Below are 18,187 nucleotides of genomic sequence, written 5' to 3' on the forward strand. Positions count from 1 at the left end.
TGCAAATAATGAAATATTTTGCGGCCATATTACTGATGGCAACCTTTTTAACTGCGTGTTCATCAAATTTAAATTCAGAGCCTAAATCCCAAAAGTATCAAGGGAGCAACGAGCCAAGGCCCATTACAGTCAAAAACAGCAATAAAGAGAATGTTAAGCCAAAGACGGGCCAACAAATATCGAAACATTTGGTCAAGCTGGCCAGCGGCATTCCAAATGTAAAAGATGCAACTGCTGTTGTCCTTGGACGATACGCTGTAGTAGGAATTGATATTGATTCAAACGTCGAGCGCTCACAAGTCGGCTCCATAAAATATTCAGTGGCAGAAAGCTTGAAAAATGACCCCTACGGAGCCAATGCCGTCATTGTGGCTGACCCCGACATCGTTGCCCGATTGAAGGAAATTAACAAAGATATTAAAAGGGGCCAACCGATTCAAGGAATCATGAATGAACTATCTGATGTCGTAGGTAGGGTGATGCCAGAACTGCCTGGACATCTCTCTGATACGAATCCAGAACAGGCTCCGCAACAGCCAAAAAAACAAACAAACGATAAAAACGAAAAGCAACTGGAAAAAGATCAAGAACGTCAATCCAACTATCATAAATAAGCCATCAAAAAAGACTGTCGCATCAAATCACCGTACTCCCTGATATACGAGGTGCTATAGCCATGCTATACATCGTATCCGTGGGATATCGGCAATCATGTGACAGTCTTTTTTCTCATTGCGTCCATCACTTGACAATCCAGGCGATCGGCCGCATTTTTATCATAGGTCTTGTCATAGGAGGGCTCTGAAACAATTTTAGAGCCATAGAACATCACATCCCTGACATTTTCTATTTTAAGTTCCACCAAAGATAATTTTAATGGTACATGTTCCATTCTATCCATGATGATTGAAGCATTTCCACTGATGGAATATGTAGATTCATTCGCGATTAAGTTAATAACCGTCAAGGGATTACGCTGAATGTTTTGAATGATGCGGGAACGCTGATCGACAGCGATAAAGATGGTTTCTTCATCTTTTGCCAGCACCCAGGATACTGCACTGACATTCGGACCGCCCGTTTCATGATCACAGGTGGCAATGGTGACAAACCTTTCACGCTGCAATTGATCGAATAGAACCGGTGTTAATTTGGGCTCGACACGATTTGCCATTCTCTTCCCTCCCTTTTTTGTATACCCACATTATACTATACGAAAAGGAAAGTTAAACCATTACATCAATAAAAATTTAGAAATTATTAATTCATCCATGCTATACTGATAAAAAGTAATTATGAATGTTTGAGGTGTAATACATGAGAGTAAAGTGTGTGCTTTGTGAAAAAATAGATCAGCTCGATGATGATACCCTTGAAGCCAAGAGACTGAGAAATAGGCCAATCCATACATATATGTGCAAGGAATGCCATGAGCGGATCACCAAAAAAACGAATGAACGCATAGCAACCGGAAACTTCAAGCTATACAGGCCGATCCGGGTAGAGGAAGATTTTTAGAATTTCATTTCTTTAGATAATAGTGATGATTAGATGACTCCTCTCCAGGATGCCCGCTTGATGCTTGGCGGGCAATGAGCCCGCCCGGTGTCACAAAACACCTTCCGAACTGATTCTTTTCATGCTATCACACGGATGTAAAGATATTAGTAAATGCGATGTAAATTAGTTATCGAGTCACCATCAGCTTCTCCTTGAATTTCTTTCGCTCCTCAACACAATCTACAAACCTTCCCTCCAAACATTCATTCAAGTATTCTTTTTTTTCTTCCTTTGAAATTCTCAGCGATTTGATGCATTCCCTGCACTCCTGAAGAAACCTTACATATTGATCATAATTTTCACCATATATGTCGGATAAATCATCCCTGATTTTCATTGCAAGTGAGGGACTGGCACCTCCTGTCGATACTGATAGCAGTAGACTGCCCCTCTGCAATGTAGCCGGGACATGAAAATTACCATCTTCAGGTGATGATGCGACATTAACGAGTTTATTCTCACCAGCATGCCTCACAATATCCCTATTCACCCTGTTATCATTTGTCGCAGCGATAATCAGAAACGCATCCGCAAAATCTTCTTTCACGACCTTATTTTTCACCCATCTGATCTTATTTTCCAAATAAAGACTTTCAATCCCATTAACTGCCTCCGGACTGACGACAGTTACGAATGCGCCAGCTTTCAAAAGACGTTTGATCTTTCGAAGTGCAACTTCACCTCCTCCCGCCACTAATACCTTTTTGTTTGTAAGATCAAGTGTGATTGGATACATAGTATGCTCCTCCCTTGCAGAAACAAAATGACGGATCCTTCATAGCTTCCATTATTCGGGAATGAAGAACCATTTCCAATATGAAATGATATCCCAGTGGTTCACAAAGGATGATATCCTGCCCTGTCATTTTCCGCTGATGCTGGATGCTTTTTTTCATCCCATTCAGCAATAATCCTGAAAACAGCAAATAGGGGATGATGATGATTTGCTTCCGCCCCCACCCTGCCAGCATTAAACTTTCTTCAAATGATGGCTCTGCGGCAGTAAGGAAACATGTTTGGACGTTTGAAACTGGAAAATCCCCACATAATTGAATGGCAATGGAATGGAGGTCCCTTTTTACATCAGGATCTCTGCTCCCCCTTCCTACCAGCAAAACAACAGCATCTCCCATGATAGATGTCGATTGCTTCATGCGTTCCCATAATAGAGTCGAAATGGCAGGATGAACACCAAATGGCCTTCCGTATGAAATTTGGATATGTGGATATTTTTCTGATATAAAGGAAAGCTTTTCAGGAATATCCACTTTGGCATGAACGGCAGCCAAAAGCAGGACAGGTATGACCGTCACCTTTTTTGCCCCTTTTCGGATGCACATTTCGAAACCGTCTTCTATGCTTGGCGATGCCAATTCCAAAAAACATATTTCCTTAATTGGCACATCAATTTTACGGAGGCATCGCTCGGCAAAAAACAATGCTTCATCCCTTCCTTGTTTCAAACGTGTTCCATGACAGATGAGGAGGACTGCTTCCATTTTATAACGCCTCACTTAACTCGTTGTTTGCCCTGTGTAATGCTTCTTTTTTAAACCAATTCAGCCGGCTTCCTAAATTCACCGTGTCGCCGATAATGATCATGCTTGGATTTTCGATGCCCTCATTTTGAACAATGTCCACAATCGTCCCCAACGTGCCAATCGCCGTCCGCTGAATTTCGGTCGTTCCCCAATGTATGAGGGCTACCGGGGTATGAATGCTTTTTCCATACTCCTGCAGCTTCGAGCAAATATAAGACAGGTTTCCCACTCCCATATAAATTGCGAGCGTGTCGATTCCTTTAGCGAGATTTCCCCATTTTATTTCCTCCGTTTCCCCCTTTTTTAGATGCCCAGTCACTATGGCAAAACTTGAACTCAATTCGCGGTGTGTCACAGGAATCCCTGCATAAGCTGGAGCTGCGATCCCAGCTGTTATCCCGGGAACGACTTCAAATTCTATCTGATTATTCACCAGGGCTTCCGCTTCTTCTCCTCCACGGCCAAATACAAATGGATCACCGCCTTTTAATCGAGTGACCACCCTTCCCTTCTTCGCATGCTTCACAAGGAAATGATTGATCGTTTCCTGCTTCATCGTATGGAAATCCGGCAGTTTTCCACAATAGATTAAGTCTGCATCCGGCTTCGCATGATTCAAAAGTTCTTTATTGATGAGCCGGTCATACAAAATAACCTCTGCTTCCTTTATACAGCGCAGACCTTTTACAGTAATAAGATCGGGATCCCCCGGCCCTGCTCCAACGAGATATACTTTTCCCATTTCCTCCACCTTCTTTCCTATATTTTTGCCGCCGATCCACCTGCATAGAGGACAAACCCATTCCCTCTTCGAATTTTTTTCTTTTCATACAGTGTAATATCATTGATTTCAGGCATTTTCAGAAAATATTTCTCCAGCTCCACTTCTACAAGTTCAAATGCCTGTTGATCGGTTGATGCTGCGATGACCACATCAATGATTTCATTGTCCGTTGTGACCTCGAATCGATACAAGTCCATTCAAACCCCTCCTATTCCATCAAGAAACGCGTTCATTGACTTTTGCAGATATTTCATCCAACTGTTCCTGCAAAGCCTCAAGACCCATTCTTTCAACAAATTCAAAAAATGTTTCTTCAAGGTGTTTGTTTTCTTTGAAATAGGTCAGAAACCCTTTCAATACTGGAGCCAAAAGACTTCCCTCAATTTTCCCCTTCAGCTTTTCATTAAATTTCCCGCCATTATTCAACGTACCGCCGACATAGATTTCAAAAGCTTCAACCATTTTTTTATCCTTTGTTTTCATTTTTATTCCTTGGAGCCCAATATCGGCAATTTGACGTTGACCGCATGAATTGGGGCATCCCACCATATGCAATCGGACCGGTACATCGAGAAGGACTTCTTCATCAAGATATTCTGCTATCCTCCTCATCCGCTCCTTCGTCTCCACAAGAGCTAAGTTGCAATATTCAATTCCTGTGCAGGAGACAGAATAGCCAATGAAAGACCTTGGTCGGACTGTGATTCGTTCAAAGATCTTCTCCTCCAGCATTTTTTCTGCTTTCTCGGAAGGAATATTAGGGATGATTAAATTTTGAGAGTTGCACGTCCGGATTTCCCCATTCCCATATTCTTTAGATATGCGCGCCAGTTCCAGCACTTCATCAGCAGCCAGCCGCCCGACCGGTACATTGAACCCGACATAGCTCAATCCTGCTTGTTTTTGGGGGTGTACACCATAGAAGTAGCCCGCATTCCACGCTTTGGAAACATCTATTCCTTTGGCCAGGAGCGGACCTGTATATTCTTCGATTTTTTCCTTGAATCTTTCCGCTCCCCAATCTGCCATTAGGAACTTCAGCCTTGCCAAATGCCGCTTTTCGCGATAGCCGTAATCTCTAAAAATGGTAGTGATTGCAACTGAGATGTTTCTGACTTGTGCAGGGAGTACGAAAGCATCGATCGTCTCTGCAAGATATGGCCGTGCCGACAATCCTCCGCCTATTTTAATATGAAAGCCTTTTGTTTCCTCCCCCTCGATCACTTTCACTGCGGGTGTAAATGATACACAATTGATTTCTGCATTCGCAGCATTATGGAGGTTTGTGCTGATGGACATTTTATATTTCCTAGGCAGGTTCGAGAAATCTTCATTATGCTGAAAGAAATCAAATACTTCTTTGACGATTGGAGATGTATCGAATAATTCATTTGGATCGATACCTGCCAACGGATTCCCGACAATATTCCTTGTAATATCACCACATGCTCCTGCACTCGACAATCCGACTGAATGAAGACGATTAAATATATCGGGTATTTGTTCGATTTCCAGCCAGTGAAACTGAATTGCCTGCCGTGTCGTAATGTCGAATACGCCTCTTCCATAATCCTTGCTGATTCCTGCCAACACTTCTGCCTGTTCATGTGTCAAGATGCCTGATGGAACATTCACTCTCATCATGAAGAAACCATCTTCTTTAGGCCGTTGAAGGTAAAGCCCCGCCCATTTAAAACTGTCCCACTCTTCTTTTGGGATAGAGGAAAAGCCGTATTTAGCGTAATTCGGAATGTCATTGAATATTTCAAGACCATCCTTCTCCAATTTTTTCTTTTCCGTTTTATTTAACTTCTCATTTCCTGCCCATTTTTTTTCATAACTCATGGCTGCATCCTCCTCTATAGGAATTTCTTCTGCTTCAATAGTGCAATGACAGCACCTGCACTGTCCCGGAGTGATAACTGGTCCGTTTTAATGACTAAATCCGGATTCAAAGGCACTTCATACGGGGAGTCAATTCCTGTGAACTGTGGAATCTCTCCATTTCTTGCTTTTTGATAAAGGCCTTTTGGATCCCTTTCCTCACATTCTTTAAGGGGACAATCCACGAATACCTCCAAAAACTCATTGTCATCCAATAATTCTTTTGCCTTTCGACGATCCTGGATGAATGGGGAGATAAAGGCGGTTAACACCACTGTCCCGCTATCGACGAATAATTTAGATACCTCGGCAATCCTCCGAATATTTTCTTTTCGGTCTTCGTCTGAAAATGAAAGGTCCCGATTCAATCCATGTCTAATGTTGTCCCCATCCAAAATGTAATGGTTAATCCCCTTTTCAAATAATTGTGCAGCAACAGCATTTGCCAAGGTTGATTTCCCGGAACCAGATAATCCGGTGAACCACAATACAAAACTATGATGATGGTTCTTTTTCCTTCTTTGTTCTTTCGTGATTGCTGTTTGATGCCAAGCTATATTTGAATCCATATGGACCTCCTTATGCGGATGCTGAATTTTGGCTCAAGCCTTTGATCAATACCTCCACAACTTCTTTTCTGCTAAACGTAGCGGGAGGCAGTTCGCCATTGCGCAACATTTCCCTTACCTTCGTTCCCGATAAAATGACGTGTTCCCCTTCATCGTGGGGACATGTCTTGGAAGAGGCCATGCCTTCACATTTCAAGCAATAGAAACTATGTTCAAAAAACTTAGGAACAATCCCCAATTCTTCAACAGTGAATTGGGAAAAAATTCTTTGGGAATCATACGTTCCATAATAATTGCCGACCCCTGCATGATCCCTGCCGACAATGAAATGGGTGCACCCGTAGTTTTTGCGAACTAACGCATGAAAAATTGCTTCCCTTGGACCTGCATACCTCATGGCTGCAGGGAAAACCGCCAGGAATACACGATTACCCGGATAATAATTTTCCAACAGAGCCTGGTAGCTTTCCATCCTGACATCGGCAGGTATATCATCCGCTTTCGTTTCTCCTACCAATGGATTCAAAAAGAGTCCATCGACTGTTTCTAGAGCGGCTTTTTGAATGTATTCATGAGCCCTGTGCACAGGGTTCCTCGTCTGAAATCCTACAATGGTCTTCCAGCCCGACTGTTTGAAAATCCTGCGGGTATCTTTCGGGTCATAATGAAAATCGGCAAAGCCTTTTTCCGGCCGCCTTATCATCGTAATTTCCCCGCCAACGCATCTGTCTGGGCGGCTGAACAATTTATTCACTCCAGGATGTGCGGGATCCTTTGTACCGTAAACCAGCTCTGCTTCGATCTGTTTATCAGGGCTATAGATATCTTCCACCTTTATAATTCCGTATGTTTTCCCTTCAAAAGTCAATTTTGCCTCCTCGCCAATGCTGAGTGTTGAAACGATCTCATCAGGAATGAGCAAAGTAATGGGGATGCTCCATACAATGCCATTCGCAAGACGGATGCTCTCCACGACTGATTGATAATCCTGTTGTTTCAAAAACCCGGTCAAAGGACTATAAGCACCTATTGCAATCAGCTCCAAATCACTCAATGCAATTGCATCCATCGGAATTTCCTTTTCAAGACTTTCATATCCTGCCTGTCGATCAAATCTATTTATCAATGTTCCTCCATGTGCTGGTATTGTCATGTTCATTTTCTCCTCCTATTTATTGATCTTGATGCAGCCCGCATTCCAATTTTCCTTGTCCTGACCAGCGGCCGGACCTTAAATCATTTGGATTAATTGCCTGCCTTGTACATGGCTGGCAGCCAATGCTGGGGAATCCTTGGTCATGAAGCTTGTTATACGGGAGATCATGCCGATGAGCATACCTCCATACCTCTTTCCAAGTCCAATGTATCAACGGGCATACCTTAACTGAGTGAAAACGATTATCCTTGTTGACGAATTGAACATTCTTTCTTGTAGGCGATTGTTCCCTCCTTAATCCTGAAAGCCAGGCTTTCGTTCCATTAAGCTCTTCCTCAAGGGGTTGGACTTTTCTCAGCTGGCAGCACAAGTTAGGGTCCTTTTTCCAAAGTTCATCGCCATGCTTCCTTGCCTGCTCTTCCAATGTAAGTGAAGGAGTTTTCATCAAAATCCTCAGTGACGGATATCGTTCTCTTACTTGATCGATCACATCATATGTTTCCTGAAAATGCAGATCCGTGTCCAAAAACACAACATCTGCATTTGGCTTGACCTGCGAAATCAGATCAAGGAGTACCAAGCCTTCAATGCCGAAGCTGCACGCATAAACCAATTCTTCTCCATATTCCCCGTATGCCCATCCCAGGACTTCCAGAGCTCCTTTCGTATCGCTCTCCGGGTGGAATTCAGACGGCGGATCATTCCATGTGTCAAAGGTCAACACAGCGTTTCACTCCCTTTCATATAGTCCTTTTCTTTAGGATCTTTTCTTGAAGTTTGTTGTTATTTATCTTCGTTTTTATCCGGTTGATTTCCACGGCAGGTGCTTGCCTGAAAGAAAAGAAAAAAGGCAGCCTTCATCGAACGATACGCAAGTATCTTCCGATAAAAGCCGCCTCTAGTTGTCTAGTCAGCGATTTATCTAAATCTTACTTTCTCATGTTTCTCCAACTGTATAACCCTTCCATCTTGGACAATCAGCGTAATCGATCCAAACCGGACTGTTTTAAGCATTTCTTTCAGCTTATTCATAATTTCATCTTCACTTTTTTCTTCAAGCATATTAATTCCTCCCTTTTTAAACAGATGTTGGCGAATCAGGGCAATAAAAAATCTTTCCATTTCGGAAAGATTGTAGTAATAAACTTATTACCTTATCTTTCAAAATGTAGATACATTCTGCTGGAGTTAGCACCTTACTGTTGTCAGCAGGTTGCCGGGTTTCATCGGGCCAGTTCCCTTAACCACTCTTGATAAGTTTTTTTAATTTTTTAAATCATAACACAAATCACAAAAAATTCAACCCTAGTTTTTTTATCGGATTACTTTTTTAATAAAAATTGATTTTCTCGGCTGGACGATCGGCAGGCGGTGAGCCTTTTCATATTTTTATCCTATGAATTGAAAAAATCTTTATTCCTAGTTGACACGTAGGATTACTATTGCATATAGTTATTACTAAATTTAATTGAAAAAGTCTGCTGATCGGAAAACCGAAGGCCCCTTGTGATTTTGCAAGGGCTTTCGGTTTTTTTGATTTTTTTAAGTTTGCAACAAATGATCAATGATTGATATCCATGGAGGGTCGGTGGGTCACCGGCGCCTCGCACCTTCCGCTCCAATCGACCATCATGATTTTTTACAAAAAATGTTAACAAGAAACAATTTTAAGTTCAATGATTCAGGAGGAGAATTTAAACAATGAAAAAACTACTCATTTTGGCTTTCATAGGATTAATGGCGCAGTTGATCGATGGTTCATTGGGCATGGCATATGGGCTGACATCCACTTCCTTATTGCTCGCATTCGGCATGGCTCCGGCAGTAGTATCTGCTTCAGTCCATCTGGCAGAAGTCGTGACGACTGCAGTGTCAGGAGTGTCGCATATTAAATTCGGAAACGTGGATAAGAATGTTGTTCGCCAATTAATCTTCCCCGGATCGGTCGGGGCATTTCTCGGAGCTTGCTTATTAAGCCGTCTGCCGGGAGAATTGGTTAAGCCCTACATCTCCATCTTTCTCTTACTATTGGGTATATACATCATCATGCGCTTTCTTTTAGATCATTCGAAGCAAGGACGAACAGAATCTAAACCATATACAAAAAAACAACTCATTCCATTAGGTTTTTTTGCTGGCTTATTGGATGCTACAGGCGGAGGGGGATGGGGACCTGTCGCGACTCCCATCTTATTGGCCAAAAAAGGGGCAGATTCCCGGAAAGTGATTGGATCGGTGGACACAAGTGAATTTGCGATCGCATCATCGGCTACACTTGGCTTCATTCTTTCTTTGGGATGGGAGAGCGTAAATTGGACATGGGTAATTGCTTTGATGGCAGGGGGAATTGTTGCTGCACCAATTGCCGCATGGCTCGTAAGGATCATTCCTTCACATATAATGGGTATTTTAGTCGGTGGACTGATCATCATGACCAATGCGCATACACTTCTAACTGCCGGAAATTCTCTTTCAGGCACCACTATTCAGACAGTGAATATCATTCTCTTTTTTGTTTGGGGCATCGCATTCATCCATATGTTGAGGAAGAGGAAGAAAGCCAATAAAAGAACATTGAATGCTTGAAAAAAATTAAAAGGCAGCCGCGTTTTGCGGCTGCCTTTTAACATTCGGTTATCTTTATGCTGCTATGCATACCTTTCAGGATATTCTTCCATTTGCTGAAGCATGCACGAGATCAATTCTTTTGGAAAACGATAGTTTTTAATCGAATTTCCAATGCTGCAATGAGCGATTATTTCATGTTCTTTTTCTTCGATGGTCCAATCAGGAATATTGAATTCCTTCATGAGCATGTCCGAAAAGAAATCCAGGGTCGTCTTAGCTGCAGTATCCTCCGGCCGTGCCCTCGAAACATAATAAATGGTTAGATAATTATATAACGCATCTTGGATTGATGGCACGCTTGCACCTCTCCGTTTCTATTTCGATTGCTCCGCTTCCATTTTCTTTTGGTTATGAAGTCGGATTTTATAAATAATCAAAATCAGGGACGCCACGACAAGCCCTTCCCCTACCGGTAGGAAAATGCCCAGGAAGGTCAATAAAGTACAACCTAATATTAAAAATATATAAACCATAATCGATTTTAGAACAGGAAGTTTTTTCGCAAAGCCAAGTTTATACACTAAGATGGATAGACCGATAAACGTAAGATATAACAGCCACATACCTACCTCAGGGTTTTCATCAACCTTATACAAGGATGCGAAGAAGGAAAGGTGTTCAGTTACATTCACGTCGATCCCCCCTTTTTTAATTAGTTCGTTTCAGCGTATTTCTTCTTTTTAGCAGCTCTTTCACGTTCATTTTTATCCAAGATTTTTTTGCGAAGGCGAATGGATTCAGGAGTTACTTCACAATATTCGTCGTCATTCAAGTACTCCAACGCTTCTTCCAATGTCATGATTCTTGGTTTTTTCATCGTGGTTGTTTGGTCTTTTGTTGCTGAACGAACGTTTGTCGCTTGTTTCATTTTTGTGATATTGACCGTTAAATCATTTTCACGAGTATGTTCCCCGACAACCATGCCTTCATAGATTTCTGTACCAGGTTCAACAAAAATGACACCACGGTCTTCAACTTGCATGATCCCGTACTGAGAAGCTTTGCCTGTTTCCATAGATACAAGCACACCTTCACGTCGTCCTCCGACTCTTCCAGTGGCCATAGGCTGATAGCTGTCAAATGTATGGTTGATGATTCCGTAGCCCCTTGTCAATGTGAGGAACTCCGTTGTGTAGCCAATCAGGCCACGGGCAGGAACCATGAATATCAAACGAACTTGACCGTTGCCATTATTGATCATATCAAGCATTTCACCTTTTCGGATCCCGATTGATTCAATGACACCGCCTGTATATTCCTCAGGCACATCGATTTGTACCCTTTCAACCGGTTCACAGCGCACACCGTCAATTTCCCTTACAATGACTTCCGGCTTTGAAACTTGAAGTTCAAACCCTTCACGGCGCATGTTTTCAATAAGGATTGAAAGATGAAGCTCTCCACGTCCAGATACGATCCAAGCATCAGGGGAATCTGTGTTTTCAACCTTTAAACTAACGTCTGTTTGAAGCTGTGCTTCCAATCGTTCTTCAATTTTCCTTGCTGTGACATATTTCCCTTCACGTCCTGCAAATGGACTGTTGTTGACAAGGAAGGTCATTTGAAGTGTAGGTTCGTCGATACGCAATACCGGAAGCGGCTCTTGGTGTTCAACAGGACATACTGTTTCACCGACATTGATGTCTTCCATTCCGGAAACTGCAATCAAGTCACCGGCATGGGCTTCTTGGATTTCCAGACGTTTCAACCCAAAGAAACCGAAAATTTTTGTTACCCGGAATTGTTTGATTGTGCCGTCAAGTTTCATCAATGCGACTTGTTGTCCGACTTTCATCGTACCTCGGAAAACACGGCCGATCCCAATTCTTCCGACATAGTCATTGTAATCCAGCAATGCGACTTGGAATTGCAATGGCTCTTCCTTGTTATCGATTGGAGCAGGAACATGCTCAACAATCGCTTCAAATAAAGATTCCATGTTTTCATCTTGTTTTTCAGGGTCTGTACTGGCCGTACCGTTGATCCCTGATGCATAAATAACTGGGAATTCCAGCTGTTCATCATTGGCATCCAATTCGATGAATAATTCCAATACTTCGTCCACTACTTCTTCCGGCCTAGCAAAATCACGGTCAATTTTATTGACTACGACGATTGGTCGTAGATTTTGCTCCAAAGCTTTTTTCAATACAAAACGAGTTTGTGGCATACAGCCTTCATACGCGTCAACGACCAATAGAACACCATCAACCATTTTCATGATCCGTTCTACTTCGCCTCCAAAGTCGGCATGTCCCGGCGTATCCATGATATTAATTCGCTTCTCTTTATATTGAACGGCCGTATTCTTTGCCAAGATCGTGATTCCGCGCTCTCTTTCAAGATCATTGGAATCCATTGCACGCTCTTCTACATGTTCATTTGAACGGAATGTACCAGATTGTTTAAGCAATTGATCCACAAGCGTTGTTTTTCCATGGTCAACGTGGGCAATGATGGCAATGTTACGGATGTCTTCTCTTAATTTCAATTATGTTCACTCCTGCCTTTTAGCATCCATTGTTTCTTTAACTAGCTCATTATATCATAGTAGCTAGAAATGTCTAATAAGATTATGTACAATAGTTCATGGGAGGCGAAATGTCATGAAAGATATCAAATGGATTTTTGTCTTATATTCTATCTTGGCTGCATCAGCCATCATGGGAATTGGCGTAGCCATCGGGGAACGTAGCATAATCGGCGTCTTAGTTTGCATCGTTCTCCTAATCGTGATCATGGGTATTGGTTTCAAAAAGAAAAAACAAATGCGAGAACAAGGTAAATTATAAAAAGAAAAGCAAAGCCGGCTTGCCCAGAGGCGAAGAGATAAGGATCAAAGGCTAAGTTCGCCACATCATGTGGCGACGCCTTTGCTATTACATCCTGTACGTCGGAGATAAAGGAATCACGAAGAGCGCAGCGATTCGATGATGAATTATCGTAGACACAGGAAAGGAAATCTCACAGCCTCTAGCCGGTGGAGCTGGACAAAAGAAAAGCGAAGCCGCCATGCTTAGAGGCGTATAGACAGGAGAAATTGCAGTTCAATTTTTCCTTGGCCTGAAGCACTGCGAGATAAAGGGACCACGATCGGGGAAATCGGTTGTGGTTCTTTTATTTTCGCTCTTTTCGTAAAGTTTGTTGCTATTCATTAAAGGTTGTGAAAGGCTGATTTCCACTGTGGGGTCTCACCTGGCCCGCTGATCCCTCCGGGGTCTCGCACCTTCCGCTCCAATCAACAACATATGATGAGTTATTTGAAAAAAATTGCTGAAAACAACAATCTTTGAGAAATGAGCCTTTCGTAAAGATTGCAGATTTCAACGCGCAAATAGATGTTTAGCGCGTTGAAATATAGGATTCCGGCTCTATTCTCACTTATTAGGCAAATAAAATTGAATTGACAATCCTATTTTAGTCGTTAAAGCAACAAAGGTTGTGCAGGATTGTTTTTCGCCCCTACGCTAAGCACCGCAGCTTTCCAAATGCCCCGCTGTTCCCTCCTGAGTCTACGACTTTCACTTCAATCAACAAACTGGACATCAAAGTTTAATATTTCCATTTTTTTATAAACCCTACAAAAAAAATCACCTGAAAAGGACCAAGTCCTTTTCGGGTGATTTGCAATATCTCAATTCACAATGACTTGACAAGGATCAAAAACTGTTGTTTTTCTTCACTTTCAACCTTGAACTGTTCGAAGCCGCACCGGCTCAAAAAATCTACCCACGTATACTGCTCAATCGGAACACCCGCAAAAATAGCTTTATGCCCATTAGCTTTGAGTTCCTCGCCTAATATCGTGATTACTTCTTCACCTACCCCTTCCATACGACGGGAAGGCTTTACGATAAGAGTCCCAAGCCAGGGTTTTCCATTCGAAGGCGCAGTCTCCATGTGGTACGTGATGGCTACAGGTTCTGTTCTTCTCGGCTCAAACCATGTCAGCCATTTCCCTGGCATTTCTTCATGCCTCTTTGTGTATGTCAATACACTTTCATTTTTCATTTCGATCGTTTTCCACTCCAAGGAGGTTTCAATCCAATCTGAAAAATGAACTTCATCTTCTTTTTCAAAATGACGAGACGATATTCTATTTTCCATTTTTAATGTATTTCTCGATAATCTCTTGATGAAGCCCAGGCTTAGAAGCGAACATCGGACTTTTGTTTATCATATCCAATTCGTTTCCGTATAAATCAGTCACTTTCCCGCCTAATTCTTCAACTAAAACCTTTCCACCTGCAAAATCCCACGGTGAAAGCCGCATCGTAATATAGGCATCAAGCCTTCCTGTTGCTACATACGCAAGTTCTAATGCAGCTGAGCCGTATGATCGGGTTCCCCTGACATCTTTTACAAGCGGAGTGAAAGTCTGATGGTCGATGCGTTTGTTCGGGGTGACCCAGGTTGCATTCAGAGATACTATTGCTTTATCAACCGAAACTTCTTCCAACTTCGGCAGTTTGGCTTCATTCAAATATGCCCCTTCACCAGACTTCGCATGATAAAGCTCATCCAACACAACATCATAAATGTATCCGAGCTTACCTATCCCGTCTTCATAAACCCCAATAGAAATGGCGAAGTTGCGCTGTTGATGAACAAAATTCATTGTTCCGTCAATCGGATCAATGATCCAAACAACACCTTTGAGGTTTTCAATGACATCGCCGAACCCCTCTTCACCGAATACACGATGTTCTGGATACGATTCCTTTATTTTACAGATGAAATACTGCTCAGTCTCTTTATCGATGTTCGTAACTAAATCGTTTGCATTCGACTTTGTCTGTACATTAAGTTTGCCAGTAAAGGATTCCTTGATCCTATCCCCTGCTTCTTTAAGCCATTCCTTTGCATATGTATCGATTTCAATCCAATTTGTCATGCTTTATTCCTCCCTTTTGGGATATCAATTGACATTTAAAATGTATAATTTAGATTATCGGAAAAATACTCTATCTTCAAGTTTAAGCGATTGACATGAATTGCATTCTTTCGATTGCATATAAAAACGGATTCCATTCAAAGGTACAGGAATCCGTTGACTATGCTTTTAGATCACTCAAAATCATCTTTCGTTTTGTTCCTTTCACTGACTATAATGCTCTTAATCTTACAAGCTCTTCGCGGATTTTTTCGAGTTTCTTTTTTGTATTGGTTTGTTTCTCTTCATTTTTTTCTTGGATGGCTTCAAAAAGGACAGCCAATTCATAATCCATCTCTAAGCGGAGCACTGCCAACCTTTGCTGGTCATAATCTTTCTTTCTTGACGAATTCATTACTTGTTTCATTTGTTAACACCCCTTCCAAAGTATTCATCAAAGGTTCAAAATTTTCAGTTATTAGTTAGTACTATACTATGTGTGAGGTCATTATCGTGCAACAAAATTGTGTGTTAACCTATTTGTCTTTCTCGCCATCATTCGACAAATTCTTTTTGGTTCCTTTTTATTTATGGTACAATTATGACACTATTTTCAGCATAGGCGGTGCAATTTATGACTTTTAATGGATTTACCAATGAAGATTTTGAAGTTTTTTCTATAGATGGTCTCGATGCGCGGATGGAAGCCTTGAAAAGTATGGTTCGTCCTAAATTAGAAAGCCTTGGAGAACATTTTTCCCCGACATTAAGTTCCTTGTGCGGCGTCGAAATGCATTACCATGTTGCCAAACATGCACGTCGGACAAAGAACCCTCCTAATGATACTTGGGTTTCCTTTGCAAATAACCGCAGAGGATATAAAATGCTTCCGCACTTTCAAATAGGATTATGGTCCACCCATGTCTTTGTATGGTTTGCTGTTATTTATGAAGCGCCTCATAAAGCCGAAATCGGTAAAAAATTTGCCTCTAATGTCCAAAAGATCGAAAAGAAAATTCCTAATCATTTCGTTTGGTCAAAGGATCATACTAAGCCAGATGCAATTCCTATGTCCGGCTTATCTGAAGATGAGCTTCTACAACTTTTCCAGCGCCTGCAAGATGTTAAAAAGGCGGAGCTTTTATGCGGAATCCATATACCGAAAGCTCAAGCAATAAAAATGAGCGGCAAGGAATTCATTGAAAAAGTCGATGATGCTTTTGCTCATTTAATACCCTTATATAAGCTTTCATAAACATAAGGATACCTGCTGCACCAAGGCATTCAACAACCAGGATGAAGTTGATGAAAATAACGGAAGGCTGTCAGATGACAAAAAAGCCATGATTCATAAATTGATGGAGAAAGTAGTAGAACCTTTCCTCCATTTTATGAATCATGGCATCATTTGGACAGCCTTTTTTTGCGTCTTACATCTTAATCAAACTGCCTTTTTCCTGTTCCTTTGTTTTTTTCACGACATGATAGCTTGAATAGCCGCTGGATTGTTCAAATTCTTTGCATAGCTGTTTTTCCTCAGACTTGCTTGGTACGATTTCCTTGAATCTTCGATAGGTCGACATGACATCGTCCCGAGAAACACCCTTCTCATATGCTTTTTCAATCGTTTCAAAGAATTTGATGACGTCAATGACTTCATCTGTCGTCCAATCATAAGAAAACGGATATTGATATTCCATTGTTTACACCTTCTTTTGTTTGTCTTTGCTTCTATTAGCCTCTTTTCGTCAAGTTTGTTGCTATTCATTAAAGGTTTGTAGTTGGTTTCCGCTACAGGATGCTCGCTTTCCAAGTGGCCACACAGGAAGTGAGGTCGTTCGATGTTGGCACACGACGTGCCGTATTTAATCGAACATCCGCCTTACCTCTCCTCGCTTCGCTGCGGGGTCTCATCTTGTCTAGCTCCAGGGCTTAGGGGCTCGAGGTCATAAGCCCTGCAGCTTTTCCAACTGGCCTGCTGTTCCCTCCGGAGTTTCGCACTTTCCGCTCCAATCAACATCAAATGATGAGATATTTGAAAGAAAAACTGTAAAAACAACACTCTTTGAGAAAAGAGCCTATCCATAAAAGGTTGAGCCCTCTGGAGCCTCGCACCTTTCAATCTTCAACAGGCACTATTTTATTACTTAGTTTGACCATTTTCCACGAATTTCTTCCGCTTGGCCCATGATTCTTGTAAATAACTCTTCAACACTCGGAGAATCCGAGATGAGTCCGATTACTTGACCTGCCCAAGCGAACCCCTCGTCGACTTTTCCTTCATATATGTATTTCCTATTCGCTTGCCCGCTGATATAGTCTTTTAACGCTTCATACGTACCGTTGGATTTTTCAATTTCGATGATCTTGTCTGTCCATGAATTTGTAATGGCCCTCGCCGGTGTTCCGAGTGACCGTTTAATGACTACGGTATCATTTTCACTTCCATTGATCAATGCTTGTTTATAAACTTCGGAAGCCGACACACACTCCTTTGTGGCAATGAATCTTGTACCCATTTCAATTCCCTCTGCACCCAAGCTCAAGGCAGCCATCAACCCCCTGCCATCGCCAATCCCGCCTGAAGCTATGACAGGGATGTCGACGGAATCCACAACTTGGGGGATCAGGACGAATGTACCTGTGTCATTCTTCCCGAGATGACCTCCACCTTCCTGCCCGACAACCATGACTGCGTCAGCACCTAATTCTTCCGCTTTTTGAGCTTGTCTTTTCGCTGCTACCAATACTAATTTTTTCACGTCTACACCCTTTAGCTGTTCAAATATTGGTGCAGGATTCCCTCCAGTCATTGAAATGACCGGAACCTTTTCTTCAATGGCGACATTCAAATAATCGGAAAATGGCCTTCCATGCTGCCCGATTGCAAAATTCACTCCAAAAGGTTTTTCAGTCTTTTCTCTGACCTTGTTTATTTCGTCTCTCAGTAGTTCGGGATCTCCCAGGGACATCGCAGTGATTTGTCCAAGCCCCCCCGCATTGGAAACAGCAGCAGCCAATTCAGAATAAGCCAAATAGGCTAATCCGCCTTGAATGATGGGGTATTCGATATTCAATAAATCTGTGATTCTAGTTTTCCATTTCATATCAAACATCTCCTTGCATGTAATTTTGCTTTAACATCCTTAAAAAAATTCATCTTTCAAAATGGGCGAATGACACTATGCAAAG

The 18,187-nt window shown here is 42.0% G+C and carries 23 protein-coding genes and 1 riboswitch; of the genes, 5 read left to right on the top strand and 18 right to left on the bottom strand.

The annotated features are described in order from the left end of the window. The first annotated feature begins 8 nt into the window (after nucleotides 1-8). Nucleotides 9-614 carry a YhcN/YlaJ family sporulation lipoprotein gene (locus D9X91_RS09690; protein ID WP_121680405.1) on the top strand — a complete coding sequence of 202 codons (606 nt, stop codon included), beginning with the start codon at nucleotides 9-11 and terminating at the stop codon, nucleotides 612-614. Nucleotides 615-709: 95 nt separating this feature from the next. Here D9X91_RS09690 and D9X91_RS09695 read toward each other — a convergent pair whose 3' ends face one another. Then, nucleotides 710-1,174, bottom strand: a complete 465-nt coding sequence (locus D9X91_RS09695; RefSeq protein WP_121680406.1) for a pyridoxamine 5'-phosphate oxidase family protein — start codon at nucleotides 1,172-1,174, stop codon at nucleotides 710-712. 143 nt (nucleotides 1,175-1,317) lie between these two features. On the opposite strand from D9X91_RS09695, the gene D9X91_RS09700 reads away from it, so the two are divergent. Beyond that, nucleotides 1,318-1,518 (top strand): YlaI family protein, encoded by a 201-nt coding sequence (locus D9X91_RS09700; RefSeq protein WP_121680407.1) that lies wholly within the window; start codon nucleotides 1,318-1,320, stop codon nucleotides 1,516-1,518. A 169-nt stretch (nucleotides 1,519-1,687) separates the two neighbouring features. Here D9X91_RS09700 and D9X91_RS09705 read toward each other — a convergent pair whose 3' ends face one another. From D9X91_RS09705 to D9X91_RS09745, 9 genes are all read right to left on the bottom strand, one after another. Next, nucleotides 1,688-2,296 (bottom strand): NAD(P)-binding protein, encoded by a 609-nt coding sequence (locus D9X91_RS09705; protein ID WP_121680408.1) that lies wholly within the window; start codon nucleotides 2,294-2,296, stop codon nucleotides 1,688-1,690. Next, the gene (locus D9X91_RS09710) at nucleotides 2,277-3,059 is read right to left on the bottom strand and encodes a sirohydrochlorin chelatase (protein ID WP_121680409.1); all 783 of its coding nucleotides are present in this window, start codon (nucleotides 3,057-3,059) and stop codon (nucleotides 2,277-2,279) included. The genes D9X91_RS09705 and D9X91_RS09710 overlap by 20 nt, the downstream gene beginning before the upstream one ends. Before the next feature lies 1 nt (nucleotide 3,060). Beyond that, a complete protein-coding gene (gene cobA / locus D9X91_RS09715) occupies nucleotides 3,061-3,843 on the bottom strand; it encodes a uroporphyrinogen-III C-methyltransferase (protein WP_121680410.1) in 783 nt (260 codons plus the stop codon). A 17-nt stretch (nucleotides 3,844-3,860) separates the two neighbouring features. Then, nucleotides 3,861-4,082, bottom strand: a complete 222-nt coding sequence (locus tag D9X91_RS09720) for a DUF3906 family protein (RefSeq protein ID WP_121680411.1) — start codon at nucleotides 4,080-4,082, stop codon at nucleotides 3,861-3,863. A gap of 19 nt (nucleotides 4,083-4,101) precedes the next feature. Further along, the gene (locus D9X91_RS09725; RefSeq protein ID WP_121680412.1) at nucleotides 4,102-5,730 is read right to left on the bottom strand and encodes a nitrite/sulfite reductase; all 1,629 of its coding nucleotides are present in this window, start codon (nucleotides 5,728-5,730) and stop codon (nucleotides 4,102-4,104) included. Between the two features lie 14 nt (nucleotides 5,731-5,744). Then, a complete protein-coding gene (gene cysC, locus D9X91_RS09730) occupies nucleotides 5,745-6,338 on the bottom strand; it encodes an adenylyl-sulfate kinase (protein WP_121680413.1) in 594 nt (197 codons plus the stop codon). A 10-nt stretch (nucleotides 6,339-6,348) separates the two neighbouring features. Next, nucleotides 6,349-7,497: a sulfate adenylyltransferase gene (sat, locus tag D9X91_RS09735; RefSeq protein ID WP_121680414.1), complete on the bottom strand. Its 1,149-nt coding sequence runs from the start codon at nucleotides 7,495-7,497 to the stop codon at nucleotides 6,349-6,351. A gap of 13 nt (nucleotides 7,498-7,510) precedes the next feature. Then, nucleotides 7,511-8,218: a phosphoadenylyl-sulfate reductase gene (locus tag D9X91_RS09740; protein WP_121680415.1), complete on the bottom strand. Its 708-nt coding sequence runs from the start codon at nucleotides 8,216-8,218 to the stop codon at nucleotides 7,511-7,513. 194 nt (nucleotides 8,219-8,412) lie between these two features. Continuing rightward, nucleotides 8,413-8,526: a YezD family protein gene (locus tag D9X91_RS09745; protein ID WP_407644185.1), complete on the bottom strand. Its 114-nt coding sequence runs from the start codon at nucleotides 8,524-8,526 to the stop codon at nucleotides 8,413-8,415. A gap of 119 nt (nucleotides 8,527-8,645) precedes the next feature. Continuing rightward, nucleotides 8,646-8,754: riboswitch (SAM riboswitch) on the bottom strand. Nucleotides 8,755-9,195: 441 nt separating this feature from the next. Between D9X91_RS09745 and D9X91_RS09750 the strand changes: the two genes are divergently transcribed. Next, the gene (locus D9X91_RS09750; RefSeq protein WP_121680417.1) at nucleotides 9,196-10,080 is read left to right on the top strand and encodes a sulfite exporter TauE/SafE family protein; all 885 of its coding nucleotides are present in this window, start codon (nucleotides 9,196-9,198) and stop codon (nucleotides 10,078-10,080) included. Between the two features lie 62 nt (nucleotides 10,081-10,142). On the opposite strand, the gene D9X91_RS09755 is transcribed toward D9X91_RS09750, so the two are convergent. Genes D9X91_RS09755 through typA form a run of 3 tightly spaced genes read right to left on the bottom strand, consistent with a single transcriptional unit; the run spans nucleotide 10,143 to nucleotide 12,613 of the window. Then, a complete protein-coding gene (locus tag D9X91_RS09755) occupies nucleotides 10,143-10,418 on the bottom strand; it encodes a hypothetical protein (protein ID WP_121680418.1) in 276 nt (91 codons plus the stop codon). Nucleotides 10,419-10,436: 18 nt separating this feature from the next. Next, nucleotides 10,437-10,754, bottom strand: a complete 318-nt coding sequence (locus D9X91_RS09760) for a YlaH-like family protein (RefSeq protein WP_121680419.1) — start codon at nucleotides 10,752-10,754, stop codon at nucleotides 10,437-10,439. A 20-nt stretch (nucleotides 10,755-10,774) separates the two neighbouring features. After that, nucleotides 10,775-12,613, bottom strand: coding sequence for a translational GTPase TypA (gene typA / locus D9X91_RS09765; RefSeq protein ID WP_121680420.1), 1,839 nt, complete (start codon nucleotides 12,611-12,613; stop codon nucleotides 10,775-10,777). 115 nt (nucleotides 12,614-12,728) lie between these two features. On the opposite strand from typA, the gene D9X91_RS09770 reads away from it, so the two are divergent. Next, on the top strand, nucleotides 12,729-12,914 hold the full coding sequence (locus tag D9X91_RS09770; protein WP_121680421.1) for a YlaF family protein: 186 nt from the start codon (nucleotides 12,729-12,731) through the stop codon (nucleotides 12,912-12,914). Nucleotides 12,915-13,761: 847 nt separating this feature from the next. Here D9X91_RS09770 and D9X91_RS09775 read toward each other — a convergent pair. The 3 genes from D9X91_RS09775 to D9X91_RS09785 form a co-directional block, all read right to left on the bottom strand. Continuing rightward, nucleotides 13,762-14,229 (bottom strand): GNAT family N-acetyltransferase, encoded by a 468-nt coding sequence (locus D9X91_RS09775; protein ID WP_121680422.1) that lies wholly within the window; start codon nucleotides 14,227-14,229, stop codon nucleotides 13,762-13,764. After that, nucleotides 14,219-15,016 carry an inositol monophosphatase family protein gene (locus D9X91_RS09780; RefSeq protein WP_121680423.1) on the bottom strand — a complete coding sequence of 266 codons (798 nt, stop codon included), beginning with the start codon at nucleotides 15,014-15,016 and terminating at the stop codon, nucleotides 14,219-14,221. The genes D9X91_RS09775 and D9X91_RS09780 overlap by 11 nt, the downstream gene beginning before the upstream one ends. A 211-nt stretch (nucleotides 15,017-15,227) precedes the next feature. Beyond that, nucleotides 15,228-15,422, bottom strand: coding sequence for a hypothetical protein (locus D9X91_RS09785; RefSeq protein ID WP_121680424.1), 195 nt, complete (start codon nucleotides 15,420-15,422; stop codon nucleotides 15,228-15,230). Between the two features lie 207 nt (nucleotides 15,423-15,629). On the opposite strand from D9X91_RS09785, the gene D9X91_RS09790 reads away from it, so the two are divergent. After that, nucleotides 15,630-16,250, top strand: a complete 621-nt coding sequence (locus tag D9X91_RS09790) for a YktB family protein (RefSeq protein ID WP_121680425.1) — start codon at nucleotides 15,630-15,632, stop codon at nucleotides 16,248-16,250. A 175-nt stretch (nucleotides 16,251-16,425) separates the two neighbouring features. Here the strand turns inward: D9X91_RS09790 and D9X91_RS09795 are convergent, their stop codons facing one another. Together D9X91_RS09795 and D9X91_RS09805 are read right to left on the bottom strand one after the other, a co-directional pair. Further along, a complete protein-coding gene (locus D9X91_RS09795; RefSeq protein ID WP_121680426.1) occupies nucleotides 16,426-16,695 on the bottom strand; it encodes a UPF0223 family protein in 270 nt (89 codons plus the stop codon). A gap of 447 nt (nucleotides 16,696-17,142) precedes the next feature. Beyond that, nucleotides 17,143-18,102 carry an NAD(P)H-dependent flavin oxidoreductase gene (locus D9X91_RS09805; RefSeq protein WP_121680428.1) on the bottom strand — a complete coding sequence of 320 codons (960 nt, stop codon included), beginning with the start codon at nucleotides 18,100-18,102 and terminating at the stop codon, nucleotides 17,143-17,145. Nucleotides 18,103-18,187 lie beyond the last annotated feature (85 nt).

Origin of the sequence: Falsibacillus albus, from assembly GCF_003668575.1 — a bacterium.
GTDB classification, from domain to species: Bacteria; Bacillota; Bacilli; order Bacillales; family DSM-25281; genus Falsibacillus; species Falsibacillus albus.

Bases quoted from the DNA above. Each gene is read 5' to 3' on its own strand.
- D9X91_RS09690 (WP_121680405.1), top strand. From the start codon at position 9: ATGAAATATTTTGCGGCCATATTACTGATGGCAACCTTTTTAACTGCG.
- D9X91_RS09695 (WP_121680406.1), bottom strand. From the start codon at position 1,174: ATGGCAAATCGTGTCGAGCCCAAATTAACACCGGTTCTATTCGATCAA.
- D9X91_RS09700 (WP_121680407.1), top strand. From the start codon at position 1,318: ATGAGAGTAAAGTGTGTGCTTTGTGAAAAAATAGATCAGCTCGATGAT.
- D9X91_RS09705 (WP_121680408.1), bottom strand. From the start codon at position 2,296: ATGTATCCAATCACACTTGATCTTACAAACAAAAAGGTATTAGTGGCG.
- D9X91_RS09710 (WP_121680409.1), bottom strand. From the start codon at position 3,059: ATGGAAGCAGTCCTCCTCATCTGTCATGGAACACGTTTGAAACAAGGA.
- cobA (WP_121680410.1), bottom strand. From the start codon at position 3,843: ATGGGAAAAGTATATCTCGTTGGAGCAGGGCCGGGGGATCCCGATCTT.
- D9X91_RS09720 (WP_121680411.1), bottom strand. From the start codon at position 4,082: ATGGACTTGTATCGATTCGAGGTCACAACGGACAATGAAATCATTGAT.
- D9X91_RS09725 (WP_121680412.1), bottom strand. From the start codon at position 5,730: ATGAGTTATGAAAAAAAATGGGCAGGAAATGAGAAGTTAAATAAAACG.
- cysC (WP_121680413.1), bottom strand. From the start codon at position 6,338: ATGGATTCAAATATAGCTTGGCATCAAACAGCAATCACGAAAGAACAA.
- sat (WP_121680414.1), bottom strand. From the start codon at position 7,497: ATGAACATGACAATACCAGCACATGGAGGAACATTGATAAATAGATTT.
- D9X91_RS09745 (WP_407644185.1), bottom strand. From the start codon at position 8,526: ATGAATAAGCTGAAAGAAATGCTTAAAACAGTCCGGTTTGGATCGATT.
- D9X91_RS09750 (WP_121680417.1), top strand. From the start codon at position 9,196: ATGAAAAAACTACTCATTTTGGCTTTCATAGGATTAATGGCGCAGTTG.
- D9X91_RS09770 (WP_121680421.1), top strand. From the start codon at position 12,729: ATGAAAGATATCAAATGGATTTTTGTCTTATATTCTATCTTGGCTGCA.
- D9X91_RS09775 (WP_121680422.1), bottom strand. From the start codon at position 14,229: ATGGAAAATAGAATATCGTCTCGTCATTTTGAAAAAGAAGATGAAGTT.
- D9X91_RS09780 (WP_121680423.1), bottom strand. From the start codon at position 15,016: ATGACAAATTGGATTGAAATCGATACATATGCAAAGGAATGGCTTAAA.
- D9X91_RS09785 (WP_121680424.1), bottom strand. From the start codon at position 15,422: ATGAAACAAGTAATGAATTCGTCAAGAAAGAAAGATTATGACCAGCAA.
- D9X91_RS09790 (WP_121680425.1), top strand. From the start codon at position 15,630: ATGACTTTTAATGGATTTACCAATGAAGATTTTGAAGTTTTTTCTATA.
- D9X91_RS09795 (WP_121680426.1), bottom strand. From the start codon at position 16,695: ATGGAATATCAATATCCGTTTTCTTATGATTGGACGACAGATGAAGTC.
- D9X91_RS09805 (WP_121680428.1), bottom strand. From the start codon at position 18,102: ATGAAATGGAAAACTAGAATCACAGATTTATTGAATATCGAATACCCC.